The 18,839-nt window shown below is 62.8% G+C and carries 19 protein-coding genes; 16 read left to right on the top strand and 3 right to left on the bottom strand.

All coding sequences use genetic code 11. The features are described 5' to 3' along the window. Positions 1 to 234: 234 nt before the first annotated feature. From AC0L2U_RS18295 to AC0L2U_RS18235, 13 genes are all read left to right on the top strand, one after another. Positions 235 to 2,220, top strand: coding sequence for a conjugal transfer protein TraG (locus tag AC0L2U_RS18295; protein ID WP_473602392.1), 1,986 nt, complete (start codon positions 235 to 237; stop codon positions 2,218 to 2,220). Positions 2,221 to 2,228: 8 nt separating this feature from the next. Beyond that, the gene (locus AC0L2U_RS18290) at positions 2,229 to 2,678 is read left to right on the top strand and encodes a ribbon-helix-helix protein, CopG family (RefSeq protein WP_473602391.1); all 450 of its coding nucleotides are present in this window, start codon (positions 2,229 to 2,231) and stop codon (positions 2,676 to 2,678) included. Between the two features lie 205 nt (positions 2,679 to 2,883). Beyond that, the gene (gene trbB / locus AC0L2U_RS18285; RefSeq protein ID WP_473602390.1) at positions 2,884 to 3,825 is read left to right on the top strand and encodes a P-type conjugative transfer ATPase TrbB; all 942 of its coding nucleotides are present in this window, start codon (positions 2,884 to 2,886) and stop codon (positions 3,823 to 3,825) included. Continuing rightward, complete coding sequence (locus AC0L2U_RS18280; RefSeq protein ID WP_473602388.1) at positions 3,822 to 4,154, top strand: TrbC/VirB2 family type IV secretion system protein; 333 nt, start codon at positions 3,822 to 3,824, stop codon at positions 4,152 to 4,154. The genes trbB and AC0L2U_RS18280 overlap by 4 nt, the downstream gene beginning before the upstream one ends. Then, a complete protein-coding gene (locus AC0L2U_RS18275) occupies positions 4,154 to 4,417 on the top strand; it encodes a VirB3 family type IV secretion system protein (protein WP_095521340.1) in 264 nt (87 codons plus the stop codon). Before AC0L2U_RS18280 ends, AC0L2U_RS18275 begins: the two co-directional genes overlap by 1 nt. A gap of 9 nt (positions 4,418 to 4,426) precedes the next feature. Beyond that, a complete protein-coding gene (gene trbE / locus AC0L2U_RS18270; protein WP_473602387.1) occupies positions 4,427 to 6,901 on the top strand; it encodes a conjugal transfer protein TrbE in 2,475 nt (824 codons plus the stop codon). Continuing rightward, a complete protein-coding gene (gene trbJ / locus AC0L2U_RS18265; protein ID WP_473602386.1) occupies positions 6,898 to 7,677 on the top strand; it encodes a P-type conjugative transfer protein TrbJ in 780 nt (259 codons plus the stop codon). The genes trbE and trbJ overlap by 4 nt, the downstream gene beginning before the upstream one ends. A gap of 20 nt (positions 7,678 to 7,697) precedes the next feature. After that, positions 7,698 to 7,964, top strand: a complete 267-nt coding sequence (gene trbK-alt, locus AC0L2U_RS18260; protein WP_473602385.1) for a putative entry exclusion protein TrbK-alt — start codon at positions 7,698 to 7,700, stop codon at positions 7,962 to 7,964. A gap of 3 nt (positions 7,965 to 7,967) precedes the next feature. After that, on the top strand, positions 7,968 to 9,323 hold the full coding sequence (trbL, locus tag AC0L2U_RS18255; RefSeq protein WP_473602383.1) for a P-type conjugative transfer protein TrbL: 1,356 nt from the start codon (positions 7,968 to 7,970) through the stop codon (positions 9,321 to 9,323). After that, positions 9,320 to 10,009: a conjugal transfer protein TrbF gene (trbF, locus tag AC0L2U_RS18250; RefSeq protein ID WP_473602382.1), complete on the top strand. Its 690-nt coding sequence runs from the start codon at positions 9,320 to 9,322 to the stop codon at positions 10,007 to 10,009. Before trbL ends, trbF begins: the two co-directional genes overlap by 4 nt. After that, a complete protein-coding gene (gene trbG, locus AC0L2U_RS18245; RefSeq protein ID WP_473602381.1) occupies positions 10,006 to 10,995 on the top strand; it encodes a P-type conjugative transfer protein TrbG in 990 nt (329 codons plus the stop codon). Before trbF ends, trbG begins: the two co-directional genes overlap by 4 nt. After that, complete coding sequence (locus AC0L2U_RS18240; RefSeq protein ID WP_473602379.1) at positions 10,992 to 12,170, top strand: TraB/TrbI/VirB10 family type IV secretion system protein; 1,179 nt, start codon at positions 10,992 to 10,994, stop codon at positions 12,168 to 12,170. The genes trbG and AC0L2U_RS18240 overlap by 4 nt, the downstream gene beginning before the upstream one ends. Beyond that, positions 12,167 to 12,391 (top strand): DUF2274 domain-containing protein, encoded by a 225-nt coding sequence (locus AC0L2U_RS18235; protein ID WP_095521347.1) that lies wholly within the window; start codon positions 12,167 to 12,169, stop codon positions 12,389 to 12,391. The genes AC0L2U_RS18240 and AC0L2U_RS18235 overlap by 4 nt, the downstream gene beginning before the upstream one ends. On the opposite strand, the gene AC0L2U_RS18230 is transcribed toward AC0L2U_RS18235, so the two are convergent. From AC0L2U_RS18230 to AC0L2U_RS18220, 3 genes are all read right to left on the bottom strand, one after another. Next, on the bottom strand, positions 12,339 to 13,286 hold the full coding sequence (locus AC0L2U_RS18230) for a LysR family transcriptional regulator (protein WP_473602378.1): 948 nt from the start codon (positions 13,284 to 13,286) through the stop codon (positions 12,339 to 12,341). The two genes, AC0L2U_RS18235 and AC0L2U_RS18230, sit on opposite strands and share 53 nt — an antisense overlap. A gap of 22 nt (positions 13,287 to 13,308) precedes the next feature. Beyond that, positions 13,309 to 13,947, bottom strand: a complete 639-nt coding sequence (locus tag AC0L2U_RS18225) for an acyl-homoserine-lactone synthase (protein WP_473602377.1) — start codon at positions 13,945 to 13,947, stop codon at positions 13,309 to 13,311. A gap of 229 nt (positions 13,948 to 14,176) precedes the next feature. Further along, a complete protein-coding gene (locus AC0L2U_RS18220) occupies positions 14,177 to 14,899 on the bottom strand; it encodes a LuxR family transcriptional regulator (RefSeq protein WP_095521349.1) in 723 nt (240 codons plus the stop codon). Positions 14,900 to 15,107: 208 nt separating this feature from the next. Between AC0L2U_RS18220 and AC0L2U_RS18215 the strand changes: the two genes are divergently transcribed. The 3 genes from AC0L2U_RS18215 to AC0L2U_RS18205 are packed head-to-tail and all read left to right on the top strand — an operon-like array spanning position 15,108 to position 18,692. After that, positions 15,108 to 16,664 carry a sugar ABC transporter ATP-binding protein gene (locus tag AC0L2U_RS18215; protein WP_473602376.1) on the top strand — a complete coding sequence of 519 codons (1,557 nt, stop codon included), beginning with the start codon at positions 15,108 to 15,110 and terminating at the stop codon, positions 16,662 to 16,664. Next, positions 16,661 to 17,689: an ABC transporter permease gene (locus AC0L2U_RS18210; RefSeq protein ID WP_473602375.1), complete on the top strand. Its 1,029-nt coding sequence runs from the start codon at positions 16,661 to 16,663 to the stop codon at positions 17,687 to 17,689. The genes AC0L2U_RS18215 and AC0L2U_RS18210 overlap by 4 nt, the downstream gene beginning before the upstream one ends. Before the next feature lie 58 nt (positions 17,690 to 17,747). Continuing rightward, positions 17,748 to 18,692 carry a substrate-binding domain-containing protein gene (locus tag AC0L2U_RS18205; RefSeq protein WP_473602374.1) on the top strand — a complete coding sequence of 315 codons (945 nt, stop codon included), beginning with the start codon at positions 17,748 to 17,750 and terminating at the stop codon, positions 18,690 to 18,692. Positions 18,693 to 18,839: the final 147 nt, after the last annotated feature.

Raw genomic sequence — 18,839 nt, 5'->3', positions numbered from 1 at the left:
CCGAACGTTTTGTTGAATGAAGGCAGTTCGACAGCCTAGCGCATTTTGCGAGCGAGCCTGTAGTGGACCGGGCCGATAATTCCCGATCCCGTTGGGAAGCCCGGTCACCTACCTGAGCAAACACCGTGCTCCCCGGTTTTTCTTCGCCGCGGCACGCCGCGACACGACCAGTGTCGAGATGATCTTGAACCATGAACCTGTGTAGGCCGACCTCTGCTCTGCAGGGAGAAGGCGATGTCGGGAACGAAGATACTTTGGGGCCAGATTGTTGTCGTCGGCATCATTGTGCTTGCCGCGATCTGGGGTGCCACGCAATGGACGGCTTGGCGGCTTGGCTTTCAACCTCAGCTTGGCGCCCCATGGTTCGATCTCGCAGGCTGGCCGGTCTATCAGCCGCTCGCCTTTTTCTGGTGGTGGTTTTCCTACGACGCCTATGCGCGCACCATCTTCAACGAGGGCGCGATCATCGCGGCGTCGGGTGGCTTCGTTTCGATCGCCGCCGCCATCTTCATGTCGATCCTCCGCGCCCGCGAAGCCGACAACGTCGAGACCTACGGCTCCGCCCGTTGGGCGCAGCAGGGCGAGGTCAAAGGTGCTGGCCTGCTCGGCCAGGACGGCGTGATCCTCGGGCGATACGAGCGCGAGTATCTCCGACATGACGGCCCGGAGCACGTGCTGTGCTTCGCACCGACCCGCTCGGGCAAGGGCGTCGGTCTGGTGATCCCTTCATTGCTGACCTGGCCGGGTTCGGCGATCGTCCACGACATCAAAGGCGAGAACTGGCAGCTCACTGCCGGCTTCCGAGCGAGGCATGGTCGCGCGCTGCTGTTTGACCCGACCAATGTTGAATCGTCGGCCTACAACCCGCTGCTCGAAGTACGCCGAGGCGAATGGGAAGTCCGGGACGTCCAGAACATAGCCGACATCCTCGTCGATCCCGAAGGGTCATTGGAACGGCGCAATCACTGGGAGAAGACTTCTCACGCGTTGCTGGTGGGGGCCATCCTTCATGTCCTCTACGCCGAGAAAGACAAGACCCTCGCCGGCGTCGCCAATTTTCTGTCCGACCCGGCACGCTCTATCGCGGCAACCCTCGCCGCGATGATGAAGACGCCCCACCTCGGCGAAGCCGGCGCCCATCCCGTGGTCGCATCGGCGGCGCGGGAACTGCTCAACAAATCGGACAATGAACGCTCCGGCGTGCTGAGCACGGCGATGAGCTTTCTCGGACTCTATCGCGATCCGGTCGTCGCGAAGGTCACGTCGCGCTGTGACTGGCGCATCTCCGATATCGTCGGCGGCGCGCGACCGACCACGCTCTATCTCGTCGTGCCGCCATCGGACATCAACCGGACCAAGCCGCTGATCCGCCTATTGCTCAACCAGATCGGGCGGCGGCTGACTGAAGATCTCAAAGCCCGCCGCAGCCGGCATAGGCTGCTGCTCATGCTGGACGAGTTTCCCGCTCTCGGCCGGCTGGACTTCTTCGAGTCGGCTTTAGCCTTCATGGCCGGCTACGGGTTGAAGGCGTTCCTCATTGCCCAGTCGCTCAACCAGATCGAAAAGGCCTACGGGCCGAATAACTCCATCCTGGACAATTGCCATGTCAGGGTGAGCTTCGCCACTAATGACGAACGCACCGCCAAGCGCGTGTCCGATGCCCTTGGCACCGCCACCGAAATGCGGGCGATGAAGAACTATGCCGGCCATCGCCTTTCGCCCTGGCTTGGACACCTCATGGTGTCGCGTCAGGAAACCTCCCGGCCGCTGCTCACCCCCGGTGAGGTGATGCAGCTTCCGCCCAGCGACGAGATCGTCATGGTGGCCGGCATTCACCCGATCCGAACCAAGAAGGCCCGCTACTACGAGGATGCCCGGTTTACAGAGCGCATTCTGCCGCCGCCTCGGATTGAACACCTCGCACAAAGTTCGGCCAACGACTGGAGCCTGCTTACAATGCCGGGGCGCCCGAAGCCTGATGCCAGCGACCTGCCTCCGATTGGCATGGGTGATGACGAAGATTCGACCGAATCCGAGAAGCGTCGCCAACCCGAGTTGAGCAGCAAAGTTGCCGCCGAGAGCCCGCCGGTTATCGAAAACGAGTTCGACGCCGATCGGGATGCAGACGAGGATCCGGCGCTCCTCGCGCGCAACCTCAACCGCTCCATGCAAAGGGTTGCCCGGCAAGCCGATCTCGACCCCGACGATGGCATGTTGTGAGGCACACCATGGCCAAGCCCGGGAAGAAACAACGCCTCTCCATCTACCTCGACCCGCCGGTGATGAAGGCCCTGGCCGAGCACGCCGCCCGACGTGATCACTCGCGGTCCCTCGTTGCCGAAGCCGCGATCGCTTCATTCCTCTCACCCGACGCCGCCGAGCGGCAGGAGGCGGCCATGGCCAAGCGGCTCGACCAGATCGATCGGCGCCTCAATCGCCTGGAGCGCGATCTCGGCATTTCCGTGGAAACGCTTGCCGTCTTCGTGCGCTTCTGGCTGACCACGACGCCGCAACTGCCGGAACCGGCCCAGGCTGCCGCGCGTGCGCAGTCTGGCAAGCGCTACGACGCCTTTGTCGCCGCCCTCGGCAGGAGACTCGCGCAAGGTCCAAAACTGCGGAGCGAGATTCCAGAGGACGTCCATCCGGTCGACGATTCGGATTCTGGAGATCAGCGATAATGAAACGCCGATCCAGGCATTTCGCCGTTTCCCTGTAATTCCACGCCACAGTACGACTGCCCCTTGAGGCTTGTTGCGGTCGGCCCGTTCGTGCCTCTTCTACTTGTCCCCGATCCAGGGCCGCGCGTCGTGCGCACCCGCAGCGGATGGGGACGACGTGGTGGTTTCTTCTCAGCGAACGGCAGCGGTCGAACGCGGTACTCGGATGCTCCGCACCGCGCTAGGTCCGGCTGTAGCCCAGTTTCTGGAAGACCCCACGGTCGTCGAGGTGATGCTCAACCCCGACGGACGGCTCTGGATCGACCGCTTGGCAGAAGGTCTCGCTGATACAGGCGAGCATGTTGCGCCCGCAGATGGCGAACGCATCATTCGCGTGGTCGCGCATCATGTCGGCGCCGAAGTGCACGCCGGCGCACCACGCCTCTCGGCCGAGCTGCCCGGAACGGGGGAGCGCTTCGAGGGCCTGCTGCCGCCAGTCGTCGCGGCCCCTGCCTTCGCGATCCGCAAGCCCGCTGTCGCGGTATTCACGCTCGAGGATTACGTCTCGACCGGGATAATGTCCGCAGCGCAGGCCGACGCGCTCCGCCGAGCAGTTTCCGAACGACAGAACATTCTCGTCGCCGGCGGCACCTCCACGGGCAAGACCACCCTCACAAACGCCCTTCTCGCCGAGGTCGCCAAAAGCGGCGATCGTGTGGTGCTGATCGAGGATACGCGGGAGCTGCAATGCGCCGCCCCCAATCTCGTGGCGCTCCGGACCAAGGACGGGGTGGTGTCCCTCGCCGACCTGGTGCGGTCCTCGCTGCGCCTCAGGCCCGACCGGATTCCGATCGGCGAGGTTCGGGGCGCCGAGGCGCTCGACCTGCTCAAAGCGTGGTCCACCGGCCATCCCGGCGGCGTTGGCACCATCCATGCCGGCTCGGCCGTTGGCGCACTGCGCCGGCTCGAGCAACTCATCCAGGAAGCCGTCGTCACGGTACCTCGTGCTCTCATTGCCGAAACGATCGACCTCGTCGCCGTCCTTTCGGGTCGAGGTTCGGCGCGACGCCTCGTTGAAGTCGCCCACGTCGCCGGCCTGGCCGTGACCGGCGACTACGCCCTCGTCCCAGTCATCTCAACCCCCGAACCCACCGGAGCCTCGTCATGAACCTCAAAACCCTTCGCGCTCGTCCACGCGTCGCTGCAACCACCCTCACTGCGGCAGTCAGCCTGACGTTGACCCAGGCTGCCTATGCCGCCGGCTCGTCGATGCCATGGGAGGAGCCGCTGCAGCAGATCCTGGAGTCCATCGAAGGTCCCGTCGCCAAAATCATCGCCGTGATCATCATCATCGTCACCGGCCTGACGCTGGCTTTCGGTGACACGTCGGGGGGCTTCCGCCGGCTGGTGCAGATCGTCTTTGGCCTCAGCATCGCCTTTGCCGCTTCCAGCTTCTTCCTCTCCTTCTTTTCGTTTGGCGGCGGGGTGCTGGTCTGATGGAGGAGCCCGTTCCCGGATTTGCCGCACCGGTGCATCGCGCGCTGACCGAACCGATCCTCCTGGGCGGAGCGCCGCGTTCGGTGGCCATTCTCAACGGCACCCTGGCTGCTGCACTCGGGCTCGGACTGCGGCTCTGGCTGGTCGGCATCGTCCTCTGGGCGATCGGCCACCTCGCCGCCGTCTGGGCCGCGCGGCGCGATCCTCTCTTCGTGGAAGTGGTGCGCCGGCACCTCCGCATCCCCGGCAATCTGGGCGTCTGAGGTGTCTCAATGATGAACCTTGCCGAATATCGCCGCAACGGGGCTCGCCTTGCCGACTATCTCCCGTGGGCCGCCCTTGTCGACCATGGCGTCGTCCTCAACAAGGACGGCAGCTTCCAGCGGTCGGCGCTGTTCCGCGGTCCCGATCTAGACAGTGCCGTACCGGCCGAACTGGTCGGCGTCGCCGGCCGGTTGAACAATGCCTTCCGCCGTCTCGGCTCGGGATGGAGCATCTTCCTCGAGGCGCAGCGCCATGAGGCCTCGACCTACCCCAACAGCATGTTCCCCGATGCAGCCTCGGCCCTAGTCGACGCCGAGCGCAAGGCCGATTTCGAAGAAGCCGGCACGCATTTTGAGTCTAGCTACTTCCTCACCATCGTCTATCTGCCACCGGCCGAGAACACGGCGCGCGCGGAAAGCTGGCTCTACGAGGGCCGCGACAAGACAGGCGTCAACCCCTGGGAAATCCTGCGCGGCTACGTCGATCGCACCGATCGCGTACTCGCCCTGCTCGACGGCTTCATGCCCGAATGCCGCTGGCTCGATGACGACGAAACGCTGACCTATTTGCACTCGACCGTCTCGACTAAGCGCCATCGCGTTCGGATGCCCGAGACGCCGATGTATCTGGACGCACTGCTCGCCGATCAGCCACTCGCTGGTGGCCTCGAGCCGCGCCTCGGCGACGCGCATCTCAGAACCCTCACCATCGTCGGTTTTCCGGCGGCGACGACGCCCGGCATCCTTGACGAACTGAACCGGCTGGCCTTTCCGTATCGCTGGTCGACGCGCGCCATCCTGCTCGACAAGACCGACGCGACCCGGCTCGTGACGAAGATCCGCCGCCAGTGGTTCGCCAAGCGCAAAAGCGTCGCGGCGATCCTCAAGGAGGTGCTGACCAACGAAGCCTCGACCCTGGTCGACACCGACGCTGCTAACAAGGCGGCCGATGCCGATCTCGCTTTGCAGGAGTTGGGCGCCGACGTTGCCGGCGAAGCCTATGTCACGGCGACCGTCATCGTGTGGGATGCGCATTCGCGCGTCGCCGATGAGAAGCTGCGGCTGGTCGAGAAGATCATCCAAAGCCAGGATTTCACCGCCATGGTCGAGACCGTCAACGCGGTCGACGCCTGGCTGGGCACACTGCCGGGCCACCTCTATGCGAATGTGCGGCAACCGCCCATCAGCACACTGAATCTCGCCCACATGATCCCGCTTTCGGCGGTGTGGGCGGGGCCGGAACGGGACGAGCACTTCCAAGCGCCCCCACTGCTGTTTGGCAGGACGGAGGGCTCGACCCCGTTCCGGTTGTCTCTTCATGTCGGCGATGTGGGACATACCCTGGTCGTCGGTCCGACCGGCGCCGGCAAGTCCGTTCTGCTCGCTCTCATGGCGATGCAGTTCCGCCGCTACAGTGAAGCCCAAGTCTTCGCCTTCGACTTCGGCGGCTCGATCCGCGTCGCCGCGTTGGCGATGGGTGGCGACTGGCATGATCTCGGCGGCGAACTGACCGAAGGAAGGGAGACTTCGGTATATCTTCAACCACTGGCTGGAATTGCTCGCACGCCCGAGCGCGCCTGGGCAGCCGACTGGATCGTCGCCATCCTTGCGCGGGAAGGCGTCACCATCACGGCCGAGGTCAAGGAACACATCTGGACCGGCCTGACCTCCCTCGCCTCGGCGCCTGTCGAAGAACGCACCATCACCGGCCTCACGGTCTTGCTGCAGTCCAATGATCTGAAGCGCGCGCTCCAGCCCTATTGCGTCGGCGGTCCCTATGGCCGGCTTCTCGACGCTGAAGATGAGAACCTTGGGCAAGCCTCCGTGCTCGCCTTCGAGACCGAGGGCCTGCTCGGCACCGGTGCGGCTCCGGCGGCGCTCGCCTACCTCTTCCACCGCATCGCTGGCCGCCTCGACGGGCGGCCGACCCTGGTTATCGTCGATGAAGGCTGGCTGGCACTCAGCGATCCGGGCTATTCCAGGCAGCTCGCCGAATGGCTGGTCACGCTGCGCAAAAAGAATGCCAGCGTCGTCTTCGCCACCCAATCGCTGGCCCAGCTCGAAAAAAGCACGATCGCGGCGGAGATCATCGACTCCTGCCACACCCGCATGCTGTTGCCGAACGACCGCGCGATCGAGCCGCAGATCACCGCGATCTATCGCCGCTTCGGTCTCAATGACCGGCAGATCGAAATCCTGGCCCGGGCCATTCCAAAGCGGGACTACTACGCCCAGTCCCGGCGCGGCAATCGGCTGTTCGAGCTCGGCCTTGGCGACGTCGCGCTGGCCCTCTGCGCCGCCGCTGCGAAGTCCGATCACGCCTTGATCGAGCATGTCCTGTCGGAGCACGGCCGCGGCCGCTTTCTCGAGATTTGGCTGCGGATCCACAACCTCGACTGGGCGGCCGACCTCATCCCCGACCTCACCAATCTCGCCGCGTCCGCGACGACAGCAACTGAACCAACCCAGGAGGTTACCCCATGACCCGCCTTCGCTCCTCTATCCGTGCCCTGCTCATTGGCACAGCGGCACTCTCGGCGCCCGTCGCCCTGTCGACCGTGATGGTCACACCTGCCCACGCCCTGTTCGGTTTCGGCGACATCGTCTTCGACCCGTCCAACTATGCCGAGAACGTGCTGCAGGCCGCCCGGGCGCTGGAGCAGATCAACAATCAGATCCAGAGCCTTCAGAACGAGGCGCAGATGCTGATCAACCAGGCGCGCAATCTCGCGAGCCTGCCCTATTCCTCGCTGCAGCAGCTTCAGCAGTCCGTGCAGCGCACCCAGCAGCTCTTGGGACAGGCGCAGCGCATCGCCTTCGACGTGCAGGAAATCGATCAGATCTTTACGCAGCAGTACAGCAATATGGACCTCTCGATGTCCGATCAGGCTCTCGTGGATCTGGCACGGGATCGCTGGGGCAACACCGTGGGCGCCCTGCAGGACGCCCTGCGCGTCCAGGCCGGCGTGGTCGGCAATATCGAGACGCAACGCACGGAGCTCTCCGCCCTGGTCGGCGAAAGCCAGGGCGCGACCGGCGCGCTCCAGGCGACCCAGGCCGGCAATCAGATCCTTGCGCTTCAGGCCCAGCAACTCACCGATCTGACGGCACTGCTCGCTGCCAATGGCCGCGCCGGCGCGCTGTCGGCCGGCGAGCAGGCCGCCGCTGCGGAACAAGGCCGAGAGCAGCGCCGCCGCTTTCTCGAGCCCGGCGCCGGCTATCAGCCGGGCGACGCGCGGATGTTCCCGGGGGGCAACTGAGCACAGGCCGGGGATGAACGATGGACGGAAGGATGCTCGCTCGACTTGTTGTGGTCATTGTCGCCGCCGTGGCGATCACGGCCGCGGACGTCCACCGCGCGCGTGAGGAAATTGCGACCGTTACCCGTCCATCTCCTCCCCCACCCGAGAAACCGCGCAGCGATCCTCTGCGCGCGACGCTCCAACGCTGCCAGCAGATCGGAGAGGCTGCGATCCGCGATGTCGATTGCCTGGCCGCGTGGCACCAGAACCGACGACGCTTCCTTGAACCGGCAACAGGGAACTAGATCATGGAAGGTGCCGGCGTCATTGATCGCTTCCTCGAGGTCTTCACCTCGTATATCGACAGCGGCTTCGGTCTGCTCGATGGCGAGGTCGCCTTCATTGCCTCGACACTCATCGTCATCGACATCACCCTCGCCGCTCTGTTCTGGGTCTGGGGTGCTGACGAGGACATCATCGCGCGCCTCGTCAAGAAGACTATGTTCGTCGGCGTCTTCGCCTATCTCATTTCCAACTGGAACGGATTGGCCCAGATCGTCTTCGACAGCTTTGCCGGCCTTGGCCTTATGGCGTCGGGCACCGGATTTTCCGTTGCGGACCTGATGCGTCCGGGCCGTGTCGCCCAGACTGGATTGGATGCCGGCCGGCCACTGCTCGAATCCATCTCCGGTTTGATGGGTTATTGGAGCTTCTTCGAAAACTTCATCCAGATCGCGTGCCTACTGTTCGCCTGGGCGCTCGTGCTGCTCGCTTTCTTCATCCTGGCTGTCCAGCTCTTCGTCACGCTCATCGAGTTCAAGCTCACCACGCTCGCCGGCTTTGTATTGATCCCCTTCGGCCTTTTCAGCCAGTCGGCCTTCATGGCCGAGCGCGTCCTGGGCAATGTCATCTCCTCCGGCATCAAGATCCTGGTGCTCGCCGTCATCATCGGCATCGGCTCGACCCTGTTCGGCGAGTTCACCGCCGGCTTCGGTGGCGAGCAACCCACCATCGACGACGCTATGGCCATCGTGCTTGCGGCGCTTTCACTTCTCGGCCTCGGCATTTTCGGACCGGGCATCGCCAACGGCATTGTCTCCGGCGGACCGCAGCTCGGTGCGGGCGCGGCGGTGGGAACCGGCCTTGCCGCTGGTGGCGCTGCCGTTGCCGCAGGGGGCGGTGCGATGCTTGCCGCGAAGGGCGGACGGGCAGCGTTGTCCGGCGGTGCTGCTGCGACGCGCGGCGGCGCAGCCCTCGCCGGCGGCGCATCGACGGCCTACTCGCTCGCTTCCGCCGGAGAATCCGGGCCCTCCGGTGTTGCAGCAGGCCTTGGCGGCATCGCCCGCGCGGCCGGAAGCAGCGCCATGTCCCCGCTCAAACGCACTGCCACCCGCGTCTCCGAGACCCTCGGTTCCTCCTTTGACGCTGGCGGGCGCGCCGCATTCGAGGCGACCGGCGGAACTTCCTCTATGGGCACGGTTGGCAGCGGCATCGCCGGTCCGCCCGCACCTGCCGCCTCCGATGGCTCACCGGCCTGGGCGCACCGCATGCGGCATAGCCAGGCCATGAGCCACGGCGTCACCGCGGCCGCCCACGCCGTGCGTTCCGGCGACAACCATGGTGGCGGAGCATCCGTCAGCCTTTCCGAAAGAGACCGCACATGACCTTCTTCAAAAGACCGGCAGCCCATTACGGCAAGACGCCGGAACCCGAGACGCCCTACCAGCGGGCCGCCCAGGTCTGGGACGAACGCATCGGCTCCGCCCGTGTCCAGGCAAGAAACTGGCGCCTGATGGCCTTCGGTTGCCTGGTCCTTTCCGCCAGCTTCGCCAGTGCATTGGTCTGGCAATCGGCGCGCGGCAGCGTCGTGCCCTGGGTGGTCGAGGTGGAACGCACCGGAGAGGCCCGCGCCGTCGAACCAGCCCTTGCCGACTACCGCCCCACCGACCCGCAGATTGCTTTCCACCTCGCGCGCTTCGTCGAGCAGGTACGCTCAATCTCGGCCGACCCCATCATCGTGCGCCAGAACTGGCTGCGCGCCTACGAGTTCACCACCGATCGCGGCGCGACCGCGCTCAACGACTATGCGCGCTCCAACGACCCATTTGCGCGCGTAGGCAAGCAGCAGGTCAGCGTCGAGGTCTCGAGCGTGATCCGCGCCTCGCCGGATTCGTTCCGCGTCGCCTGGACCGAGCGCCACTACGAAAACGGCCAGCTCGCCGGCACGGAGCGCTGGACCGCTATTCTCACCGTGGTTATCCAGCCGCCGCGCGATGCCGAGCGGCTGCGCCGCAACCCGCTGGGTGTCTTCATCGATGCCATCAACTGGTCAAAGGAGCTGGGGCAATGACCAGACCAACGATCCGCAAAGCCGATTTTCCGGTTTTCCGCAAATTCGTATCCACGCTTGGCGTGCTCGTGCTGTCCTGCGTGACGCTCGCGGCCTGCGCAACGGCGCCAAAGCCCCCGCAGATCAGCTACGACGCCGACGTGCCGCCGCTGCCGGCCGTCGCCGTCAGCACAGACGACGGGCCGCCGCCTCCCGTTCTTGTGCCGCCGGCCTGGACCGCGGCAAAGGGCGGCAATCCCGCGAGCACGCCGACTGGGCGGATCGACAACGCCAACACCGCCGCACGTGTCGAACCGCGCAAGGAGGGATACTACAACTCGATCCAGATCTACCCTTGGAGCGACGGCGCGCTCTATCAGGTGTATGCGGCACCCGGGCAGATCACCAACATCGCACTGGAGCCCGGCGAGAGTCTGACCGGCACTGGTCCAATCGCCGCTGGCGATACCGCGCGTTGGATTATCGGCGAAACGGAAAGCGGAAGCGGCGCGACCCGGCGTGTCCATGTTCTGGTGAAGCCGACCCGAACAGACATCACGACAAACCTAGTCATCACCACCGACCGGCGCACTTATCTGATGGAGCTGCGCGCGGGCGAGAGGCCCTACATGCCGGCCGTGGCCTGGGCCTATCCACGAGCCGCATCGCAGCGCACGAACGTTCCCACCGCTCCGATTATTCCGGCCGTTGCAGCGCGGATCTATCGGTACGGGCTCACCGGCGACAGGCCGCCCTGGCGGCCGATGTCGGTATTTGACGATGGGCGCCGCGTCTATGTCGTTTTCCCGCCCGGGATCGTCCAGGGCGAGCTGCCCCCAATATTCGTCATCGGCCCGAACGGCGAGTCCGAGATCGTCAACACCCGCATCTATCAGAACATCCTGATCGTCGATCGGCTGTTCGGCGCCGCTGAACTGCGTCTCGGCAGCGGCAAGCGCCAGCAAACCGTCAGGATCGTGCGAACCGATGGGAGGCCATCATCATGAGCGAAACGGAAATCGGCAATACAAGCGGAGCTTCGGCCGCGACATCGAGCACTGCGGCGACCATGCGGCTGCGCAGCGACGCGCCGCGTGTCACCCGCATCTCCCGAAGGGTGCTCGCCGGGCTTGGCCTTATCGCTGGTCTGGGTATAGGCGGCGCCCTGATCTATGCGCTCCAGACCACCGATCGGCAGCAGCAGGGCGATGAACTGTTCACGACCGATCGCCGCCAGACAGCGGATGGTTTGCAGAGCCTGCCTTCCGACTACAGCGGCATCCCGCGGCTCGGTCCTCCACTTCCTGGAGATCTCGGCGGCCCCATCAAGCGCGCCTGGGAGGAGGGGCGACCGATCCCAGCCGAGGTGACGCCCACACCGCAGCCGGATCCGGAGGAACAAAGGCGCCTTGCGGAAATGGAAGCGGCCCGTACCAGCGAAGTCTTCTTCCAGACCCGATCCGCGACCGCTACGGATCTTCCGACCTTACAACCGACGCTCGGCGGAACGGCGCCGAACCTCGCCGGAGCCGGAACGCAGGACAAGCAGCTTGCCTTTCTCAATGCCGCGGTCGATCGCCGCACGGTCGCGCCCGATCGCGTCGCTTCACCGGCCTCGCCGTTTGTGCTGCAAGCCGGCTCCGTCATCCCGGCCGCGCTCATCACCGGCATCCGCTCCGATCTTCCCGGCCAGATCACCGCGCAGGTAACCCAACACATTTACGACAGCCCCACTGGCAGCATTCTCCTCGTCCCTCAAGGCACCAAGCTTATCGGCGAGTACGACAATGGCGTCGCCTTCGGCCAGCGCCGCGTCCTCCTCGTCTGGAACCGGCTGATATTCCCAAACGGCCGCTCCATCGTTCTCGAGCGGCAACCCGGTGCGGACACCGCCGGTTATGCCGGGCTGGAGGATGGCGTTGACTATCACTGGTGGGATCTGATGAAGGCCGCTGGCCTCTCGACGCTGCTCGCTGTCGGCGCGGAGTTGACGATGAATGACGACGACCGACTCATCCAGGCGATCCGCAGCGGCGTCCAGGACACAATCAACGACGCCGGCCAGCAGATCATCCAGCGGCAATTGCAGGTTGCGCCGACGCTCAACATCCGGCCGGGTTTCCCGGTCAGGGTGATTGTTGCTCGTGACCTGGTCCTCGAACCCTACGGAGTAGGCCAATGACGAAACTCAAACTTGGCGCCGTTCCCGACGACAAACCGTTCAAGATCTCGATCGAACTGCCTGCGTCCGTGCATCGCGACCTGGTCGTTTACGCCGAGATCCACGCACAGGAGACTGGCCAGCCTGTTGGTGAACCGGCCAGGCTGATCGTACCGATGATCGAGCGCTTCATGGCGACGGATCGTGCGTTCGCAAAGGCGCGACGGAGTCGGCGGCCCTAGTCGGGGGATGGGGCTCCTGCAGCACCTTAAGGAAGTGCTCCAGCGCTGGGTTGTCGTTGTTCTTCTGCCAATAGGCGACGTAGTTGACCCGGCTCGGACCGTTGTCGTCCTGAACATCGCGATAGACTACGCCGGCGTAATTGGCGCCTATCCCGGCCTCACATATCAGGCTTGCCCCAAAGCCGGCCCCCACCAAACTCATTATGTTTTCGGAGCTAACGGCCTGGCTCACGACCTTGGGCTGGATTCCGGGCGAAGCTAAGTTCGCCAGTAAAATGTCCCGCAGTTCCGGTCCGGGATTCCGCTGGCTGAGTAGGAAAGCTTCGCCTTTGAGGTCGGCCCAGTAGATGATCTCCTTCGCCGCCAGTGGATGACTCTCCGACAGCGCCACCATGATGCGTTCGCCCCACACGGCCAATACTCCCCCTTCGCGGACTACCGGCTCGCCGGTGACAATGGCAACGTCGAGCGCGCCATGCTCTAGACCTACGAAGAGCCTCTCCCGCCCGTCCTCGACGGCGCGGAGTTCCACCCGCGGAAATCGTCGCGCATGTTCCATCAGGCTCGCCCGCAAATTCCCCGCCGACAGCGATGTATAGAAGCCGACGGCCAGCCGGCCGGCCTCGCCCCGGCGTACGGCCTTGGCCGACGCCATCATGTGGTCCAGCCCATCGACCAGATGCCTGGAGGTCCGCAGGATTTCGGTGCCGACCGTCGTCAGACGCACGCCGCTTCTCGATCGCTCGAACACTGCGACTCCCAGACGATCCTCCATCTGTCGAATGCGGCGGCTGAGTGACGACTGCTCGATGCCGAGCACCTCCGCAGCGCGACGGAAGCTGCCATAATGCGCGGCGGCGACAGCGTAACGGAGATGGCGCAGTTCGATGGTCATTGTCGACCAGCAGCAGCCGTGATCACGCCGCCACCGGTTGGGCGACGCGAGCGACGAGCACGGGCGCTTGGAGTTGCCCCATTTCACGGACGTTCATCAGCACGGAGTCCGAGATCAGCAGGTAACCGGCTAGCGCCTTTGTGTCATCAATCTGCATGGGCGGAGCGAAGCGTTCCAACGGCCATCCGGCGCGCCTCAAAATGCGCTCAAATCGAACGTCCGTAACCGTGACTACCGCCTCTTGATTCTTCGACAGCCCCCACTCGAGAATCCCGGCAAGCAGGCTGAACGTCGCGTCACGAAGGCCAGCTGCGGTCACACAGCCAGCCGATCCGGTATCTACACAGAAGCGCGAGCTTTCAAATATTCTGTCGCTTCGCGGAGCGGGATTCGATCCAAGCAGCGCGGGGAAGGTGTTCGCCAGCATCGTTGGCCCCATTGTCGGCAGCAGCCTCGCACAGCCAACCACCGAGCTGCTGTCATCGATTGCAATGATGTAGGTTGGCTTGAGCGCATCGTAGGCGTCGATCTCCATATCGCCCGAAACAGACACGTCCCAATTCAGACGGTCTCGAAAAACGCGATAGCGCAAGCGGTGCATTCCCGCGATCAGATCAGGAAATTCAGAGTCGTCCGAGTGAGTAACTGGAATTACACGCATGGCAGCAGGCTCCTTTGCTTGAGAGCAACAAAGAGCACGGCGCGCCGAGCCGCGTAGCTGTAGGGTTTTACAGGCCGGCGAGCCGAACAAACCCAAACGCAATCTTGGCGAGCGAGACCACGCCTGCTCAAGCGAGGGTGCCGCGTTGATGGGGCAGTCGATCGGACCACGCAAATCAGAGCGGCACCGCGCTCAGCGGTCCGACAGGAAGCGAAGGCGAGGGTTTATTTCAGGACGAGATAAGGCCGCGGTGCGCTGCCTCGGCCACAGCCTGCGTCACCGTCGACGCACCCAACTTCGACCTGGCATTATCGAGATGGAAGACCACCGTTCGGGTGGTGATGCCGAGAATAGTAGCGGTTTCTGGCATCTTCTTGCCGCGTGCCGCCCAAGAAAGGCACTGCCGCTCTCGTTGGGTGAGTGGCGCGTCAGCAAGCCGGGTCAGGCCCAGTTGGAGTTTCGCATAGACGTGCGAATGATAGTACAGCGCGGCAAGTTGTAAGGTATCCATCACTTCAGTTGGACGAACCTCGACAACTGCGTCCATATTGCCGGCGAGCGTGAACGCGGCGAATCGGCCGAAGCCCCCCCGAATCGGAACAGTCGCGCCACTGTGAATCCCGAACTTGCCGGCCTCAGCGAAAAAGCGCTGTTGAGAAACTGAGGGAAGTCGCAACGTCCGGCGATCCCATTGAAACGACCGTTGCGATTTTCGAGCCAGCCCAACGATAGGGTCGATATCCTCGTATCTTTGCTCGATGTACCGTCGTGCCCATGATCCTGGATACGAAGAAAGCACCTTGAGCGCTGGTTCCGAAAAACCGAGATAGGCAAACCATCGGTAACCCAGCCGCGCCGCAAGACGGTCAGCCGCATTCCTGATGCCGACCTCATCGTAGGCCGTTTCGAGCGCATCTACGAAATCACCGAAGGTAACGTCGAGGAGTGTCATTCTTCGATCTTGACAGAGATTCGGCGTTATGCAAGAAATCGTTTTCTCAATTATCCCAGACATGGCCGTCTACCGCCAGCGGGTTTGCTAGAGAAAACGATTTCACAAAGAGGCCAAGAATGGCCCTTGTTTGGGAGGAAGCGATGAAATCAGGCGGTGTCTATGGTGGTCGGCGCGGTTTTCGGCCCGCCAAGGCGACGTTGTCCTGATGACGCGGAGCACGTCCTCGGCGACGCGGTCGCAAGCCCAGGCCGAAAACAAACCATTTGCGGTGATCGACCGGATCACCAAGCGCTACGGTATCGCAACTGTGCTCGACGAGATCTCATTCGCGATCCACGAAGGCGAGGTGCACGCGATCGTTGGCGAAAATGGCGCCGGAAAATCCACCATAGCTCGCGTGTTGGCTGGCCTCGCTAGGCCTGATAGTGGGCACATTACAATCGACGGCGAAATCGTCTCTGATTTCTCGGTGCGGGCCGCGGAGGAACGCGGAGTCGTCCTCATTCATCAGGAACTCGCCCTTGCCGAACACCTAGACGTCGCTGCGAACATGTTTCTCGGACACGAGTTGCACCGCGGCGCCTTGCTTTCGATTGCCGAAATGACGAGACGCGCTCGCGAGATGCTCGCAAGACTTGGTAGCTCTGTAATGCCCCGGCAAAGGGTGTCATCCCTCCCCGTTTCCGACAAGCAGATGGTGGAAATCGCCAAGGCGCTACTGCGAGACGCAAAGCTCATCATCATGGATGAGCCGACAGCGGTGCTCACGTCGCGGGAGACGGAGAACCTGTTCACCCAGGTCGAGCGCCTGCGTCGGGAGGGCGTGGCCGTCGTCTTCGTTTCCCACAAACTCGAAGAGGTCAAGCGCATCGCCGACCGCGTAACGGTACTCCGTGATGGGCGATACCAAGGCACTTGGAACATCGAGGATGTGACCGCTCAGCAAATAGCCAACCTGATGGTAGGGCGTGAACTCAATCAAATATATCCGCCCAAGGCAGCAGCTCCGGCTTCCAGTGTTGCCCTTTCGATCAATAACTTTTCGCCAGACATTCCATCACCACCGATCACCTTGGACATTTTCGCGGGCGAGATCCTAGGCGTAGCTGGCCTGGTGGGCTCGGGTCGTACCGAACTCTTTGAATCGCTTGTGGCTCTCCGTGGTAGCCGCGGTGGCGACTTGACACTCTGGGGGCAAGCGATCCGACACAGTACGTACCGCGCCATGCTGGAAGCCGGTGTCGTCTACATAACCGAGGACCGCAAAGGGCGCGGCCTCCTTCTTAACGAGACCATCGCTCACAACGTTTCGTTCCTTGATCAAATCCTTTCGCGGTTCCGGCTCGTGGATGCCGACAAGGAACGCAAGGCTCGCGATTGGGCGGTACGCGAATTCAGCATTGATGCGCCCTACCCCAATGTGCGCGTTGGCAGCCTGTCCGGTGGAAACCAGCAAAAAGTCATGCTTGCGAAGTCCCTGCTGAATCGGCCGCGTGTCATCATCGTCGACGAACCAACTCGAGGAATCGATGTCGGCACACGGGCGCAAATTTACAGGATGCTGCGCCGCCTGGCTGATGAGGGAAACGCCGTTGTTGCGATTTCATCAGACATGCAAGAGGTCGTTGGTCTCAGCGACCGCGTGATGGTGATGCGTGACAACGCAATAGCCGGATTTCTGACCGGAACTGACATTTCCGAGGAAGAAATCGTGCAACTCGCGGCCGGTGTCGCGAACAATTCTCATGATGGTGAAAAATGACCCAGCAAGACACGACAAGGGCTTCCGTTTTTGCCGCTCACCCTGGCCGCGGTGAGGAGAAATCACGGTTCCAAATCGACTATGCGGCTTTCGGCCCGCTGCTTGCACTCGCCATCCTTATTGGGCTTGGAGCGATTCTAAACCCGACTTTTATCTCTATCGACAATCTAGAGAACGTGCTGGCGCGCTCCGCATTTATCGGAATCATCGCTATTGGCGCAACCTTTGTCATTACATCAGGTGGCATAGACCTCTCCGTGGGATCCATGGCCGCGTTCTCCGCCGCGACAATGATTGTCGTGATGAACGCAGCGGCTCCTTTAGCCAGTTCCGGCTATGCGGCGATCGCCGCTGGGGTCGCGGCAGGCTTTCTGGTGACTGTTTTGGCGGGCGTCGTGAATGGAGCCGCCATTACGCTCGGCCGCATTGAGCCGTTCATCGTGACCCTCGGGATGATGGGGATTCTGCGATCGCTCGTGACGTGGTTTGCCGACGGCGGCGCCCTCACACTCGACTTCGCCGTGCGCGAACTCTACCGACCAGTCTACTTCGGCGGTGTTCTTGGCCTGAGTTGGCCAGTCATCGCTTTCCTTGCGATGGCACTGCTTGGTGATTTCGTCCTGAGGAGAACCGTCTTTGGGAGGCACATTGCCGCTATCGGCTCAAGCGAAGATGTGGCGCGATATTCGGCGATCAAGGTCTCCAGAATAAAACTCCTTGCCTATGTCGTGCAGGGCGTCTGCGTGGCCATTGCGGTTTTTCTCTATGTTCCTCGGCTCGGCTCAGCAACGCCATCGACGGGCTTGCTGTGGGAACTGGAGGCTATCGCGGCCGTGATCATAGGAGGCACATTGCTGAAAGGTGGCCGTGGTCGCATCTGGGGCACGGTGGTCGGTGTCCTGATCCTTAGTCTGATCAGCAATCTCCTCAACCTCACTAGCATCGTAAGCCCCTACCTCAACGGTGCCATGCAGGGTGCAGTGGTGATCATCGCGGTGCTGCTCCAGAGGCCAAGCCAACGCTGACGTGTCGGCCAGGCACATAACGTGAACCCAAGTCGGAAATTTAACCGGAGGAACAGTCATGACACTGAAGAGAACGCTTATTGCTGCAACAATGCTCGGCTTGGCCGGCACTGCCACTGCCCAGGAAGAAAAGATCAGGATTGGCGTCTCGATTCCGGCTGCCACGCACGGATGGGCGGGAGGATTGAACTACCACGCCCGCCAGGCGATCGATCGGCTCCAAACACAACACCCGAACTTGGAAATTGTCCTGCAAACAGCGGCCAATGCCACCGAACAGGTCAATGACATCGAGGACCTGAACTCCGGGACGATGACGGCTTTGGTCATCCTTCCTTTTGAATCGGCGCCGTTGACGGCGCCCGTCAAGGAAATCGCCAGCCAAGGGGTCTACGTCACCGTCGTAGACCGCGGGCTGTCCGAACCGGGGATCGAAACGTTCCATATCGCCGGCGATAATCCGGCTTTGGGGCGTGAAGCTGCGCTTTACATCAATTCAAAGCTTCCAGATGGCGGCGAGGTCGTCGCCATGCGCGGCATTCCGACTGAAATCGACAATCAGCGCGTCGAGGGCTTCAAGAAGGCGCTCAACAGCAGCATCAAGATCCTTGACGAAAAGCATTCCAATTGGAATCGCGACGAAGGCTTTGCCGTCATGCAGGACTACCTGCAGCGCTTTCCGAAGATCGACGCCGTATGGACGCAAGATGACGACACAACGCTTGGTGTCATCGATGCGGCCCGCCAGGCAGGCCGTGAAGGAGAATTCTTCATCGTGGGTGGCGGCGGCATGAAACAGATCGTTCAAATGGTCAAGGAAGGGAGCCGCCAGGACGTCCCTGTTACGGTGTCATATCCACCGTCCATGATCGCGACAGCGATCGAGCTCACGGCCGAGCACTTCGTGAGCAAGATTCCCCTTGATGGCCGGTACATCCTGAATACCTCCCTGATCACGAAAGAGAACGCGGACCTCTTCTACTTCCCGGATTCTCCGTACTGATCATCAGGTCGGCCTCCCCCGGGGGGGGGGGGGGCCCCGCGGGGGGGGGGGCGCCCCCCCGGGGGGGGGGGGGGAGGAGCGGAGAAGAAAAACAGGGCGTAAAAGAGGGAAAAATAGAAACGCAGTAGAGGGGTCGTGGGGGGGTAT

Source organism: Mesorhizobium sp. WSM4808 (assembly GCF_055811675.1).
The sequence above is the reverse complement of the archived record's forward strand: the minus strand, read 5'-3'. Positions and strand labels throughout refer to the sequence as shown.

Bases quoted from the DNA above. Each gene is read 5' to 3' on its own strand.
- AC0L2U_RS18295 (WP_473602392.1), top strand. From the start codon at position 235: ATGTCGGGAACGAAGATACTTTGGGGCCAGATTGTTGTCGTCGGCATC.
- AC0L2U_RS18290 (WP_473602391.1), top strand. From the start codon at position 2,229: ATGGCCAAGCCCGGGAAGAAACAACGCCTCTCCATCTACCTCGACCCG.
- trbB (WP_473602390.1), top strand. From the start codon at position 2,884: ATGCTCCGCACCGCGCTAGGTCCGGCTGTAGCCCAGTTTCTGGAAGAC.
- AC0L2U_RS18280 (WP_473602388.1), top strand. From the start codon at position 3,822: ATGAACCTCAAAACCCTTCGCGCTCGTCCACGCGTCGCTGCAACCACC.
- AC0L2U_RS18275 (WP_095521340.1), top strand. From the start codon at position 4,154: ATGGAGGAGCCCGTTCCCGGATTTGCCGCACCGGTGCATCGCGCGCTG.
- trbE (WP_473602387.1), top strand. From the start codon at position 4,427: ATGATGAACCTTGCCGAATATCGCCGCAACGGGGCTCGCCTTGCCGAC.
- trbJ (WP_473602386.1), top strand. From the start codon at position 6,898: ATGACCCGCCTTCGCTCCTCTATCCGTGCCCTGCTCATTGGCACAGCG.
- trbK-alt (WP_473602385.1), top strand. From the start codon at position 7,698: ATGGACGGAAGGATGCTCGCTCGACTTGTTGTGGTCATTGTCGCCGCC.
- trbL (WP_473602383.1), top strand. From the start codon at position 7,968: ATGGAAGGTGCCGGCGTCATTGATCGCTTCCTCGAGGTCTTCACCTCG.
- trbF (WP_473602382.1), top strand. From the start codon at position 9,320: ATGACCTTCTTCAAAAGACCGGCAGCCCATTACGGCAAGACGCCGGAA.
- trbG (WP_473602381.1), top strand. From the start codon at position 10,006: ATGACCAGACCAACGATCCGCAAAGCCGATTTTCCGGTTTTCCGCAAA.
- AC0L2U_RS18240 (WP_473602379.1), top strand. From the start codon at position 10,992: ATGAGCGAAACGGAAATCGGCAATACAAGCGGAGCTTCGGCCGCGACA.
- AC0L2U_RS18235 (WP_095521347.1), top strand. From the start codon at position 12,167: ATGACGAAACTCAAACTTGGCGCCGTTCCCGACGACAAACCGTTCAAG.
- AC0L2U_RS18230 (WP_473602378.1), bottom strand. From the start codon at position 13,286: ATGACCATCGAACTGCGCCATCTCCGTTACGCTGTCGCCGCCGCGCAT.
- AC0L2U_RS18225 (WP_473602377.1), bottom strand. From the start codon at position 13,947: ATGCGTGTAATTCCAGTTACTCACTCGGACGACTCTGAATTTCCTGAT.
- AC0L2U_RS18220 (WP_095521349.1), bottom strand. From the start codon at position 14,899: ATGACACTCCTCGACGTTACCTTCGGTGATTTCGTAGATGCGCTCGAA.
- AC0L2U_RS18215 (WP_473602376.1), top strand. From the start codon at position 15,108: ATGACGCGGAGCACGTCCTCGGCGACGCGGTCGCAAGCCCAGGCCGAA.
- AC0L2U_RS18210 (WP_473602375.1), top strand. From the start codon at position 16,661: ATGACCCAGCAAGACACGACAAGGGCTTCCGTTTTTGCCGCTCACCCT.
- AC0L2U_RS18205 (WP_473602374.1), top strand. From the start codon at position 17,748: ATGACACTGAAGAGAACGCTTATTGCTGCAACAATGCTCGGCTTGGCC.